Annotated in this window: 2 protein-coding genes; one reads left to right on the top strand and one right to left on the bottom strand. The window is 33.7% G+C overall.

Annotated elements, in window-relative coordinates:
* Positions 1 to 189: 189 nt before the first annotated feature.
* Positions 190 to 717: a hypothetical protein gene (locus ACI3K6_RS23395; RefSeq protein ID WP_435556726.1), complete on the top strand. Its 528-nt coding sequence runs from the start codon at positions 190 to 192 to the stop codon at positions 715 to 717.
* Between the two features lie 261 nt (positions 718 to 978).
* Here ACI3K6_RS23395 and ACI3K6_RS23390 read toward each other — a convergent pair whose 3' ends face one another.
* Positions 979 to 1,377: a hypothetical protein gene (locus ACI3K6_RS23390; protein ID WP_435556725.1), complete on the bottom strand. Its 399-nt coding sequence runs from the start codon at positions 1,375 to 1,377 to the stop codon at positions 979 to 981.
* Positions 1,378 to 1,689: the final 312 nt, after the last annotated feature.

Genomic DNA, 1,689 nt, shown 5'->3' with positions numbered 1-1,689 from the left:
GATCCCCACGGGCAGTTACGTTCTACCCTGGCTACTGATATAATAAGACCAAAATAAATAAGGTCAACCAGAAATTTTTAGCATTCTGGCTAACCTTATAATACGAACGGGGCAGGTTACTTGAAGAAGGATTTGGTATTACTATATTGAATATCTATGAGATACCACCTTTTTTGGAGGACAAAACAAGTGATAGCTAAAGCAGAAATAATTAATCAACCTTTTTCGGGACAGTACCAGGAGAGAATTTATGACATAAAAAGTTCATGGAATTCTCCCAATTGGACTTGGGTAAAATTTGAAGACGAAGATTTTAATGAATGGTGTGGTGAGTTTAGAGGTTCACCACGGGGTATTGCAGTATCAACGAAATATAAAACAGTTCTTGTCCTTACTTCCGATTATTTATTTCAACTTGATTGTGATAGCGGTGAATTAACGGAATATGAATCTAAGCCACAATATCAATGTTTAACAGTAACACCATCAGGGGATTTCTTAATAGCGGATTATTATGGCATTGAAAAAATTGAATCATCAATAAAAGATACGAAACCAGTGGAAAGTCCAATTAAAATGGACACGATTATATTTCATGGTTGGTCTAAGAATAAGTTATTAATTACATGCGATGAATTTTTAAATTGCGATAAACATCTAGAGTTAGAACTTGACGGCGATACACTTGAAATTACGGTAAAGGGCACCTATAGTTAAGATGAATTGCACCATTCTGAAAATAAAATGTGAAATAATGTACTCACGAATATACACACGCTAACGGGTGCGATTGTTCAAATAGAGCAGACGCTTTTTCACTAACGGGCAGGTTAATTTAAGTGTAATTATTCACAATCTGTATTTCTAAATGTCCTTTTCCTCCACACAAAAAGACTCCCATCACATGAGAAGGAGAATGATTTCATTATGAATTCATCCCCTCAAATAGTTTGAAAATGCTTATATTGATATTACTCCTCAATTACTAGCTAAACGTTTTTCAAATTCAGCCTTAAACAGCAGAATAGCATCAATATTTACAGCAAAATCGTGGTCACTGATATTAAAATTAGTTATAAACTCGTCAGATTTCTCACGAACCATAATTGTCGGAAGGTTATTGTCTCCAATAGTTTCCAGAGTCACACCACTTCCATAAATATACCAGTTAGTTTCAGTAGGCTTATTTGATGCATTTTTAGATAAATCATTTTTTATTATTTCGCATAAATTATCCATAAAATCTTCATTAAGATTAATGATTTTTCCATGCTCACCATCAACTGTTATATCAGCATCTCCATACCAAATATTCCTACTTGCTCGCCTTCCTTCATTTGAAGTGTATGTTTCATCATACAAAATTTTCACTTTCATTACCCTCCGTAAAATAAAATTAATTTACACTATTTTACAACAATTAGAAATTTTAAGCAAAATTGCTATTAGTCACTAACTTGTAAGAGTCAGCAAGCTTCTTCTTTGTATAGACAGCGAACATTGTGAATAAATGCACTTAAAACGGGGTGCTTTACATTAAGAAAGAGTAAAATATTTTTCTTATTCAAGTAACGGGGCAGCATTCCTGTAATGAATGAAAATGAGGTTTGAACAAAAAAAGAACCTCTTGGTAGAATGAGAGAGTCCTAAAGCTGGCCAGCAAAAAAGGACAATCCCAAATACCAGGAG

Origin of the sequence: Neobacillus solisequens (assembly GCF_051233465.1) — a bacterium.
GTDB lineage: Bacteria > Bacillota > Bacilli > Bacillales > Cytobacillaceae > Neobacillus.
Note: the sequence above shows the minus strand (reverse complement) of the source record. Positions and strands in the feature narration are given on the sequence as shown.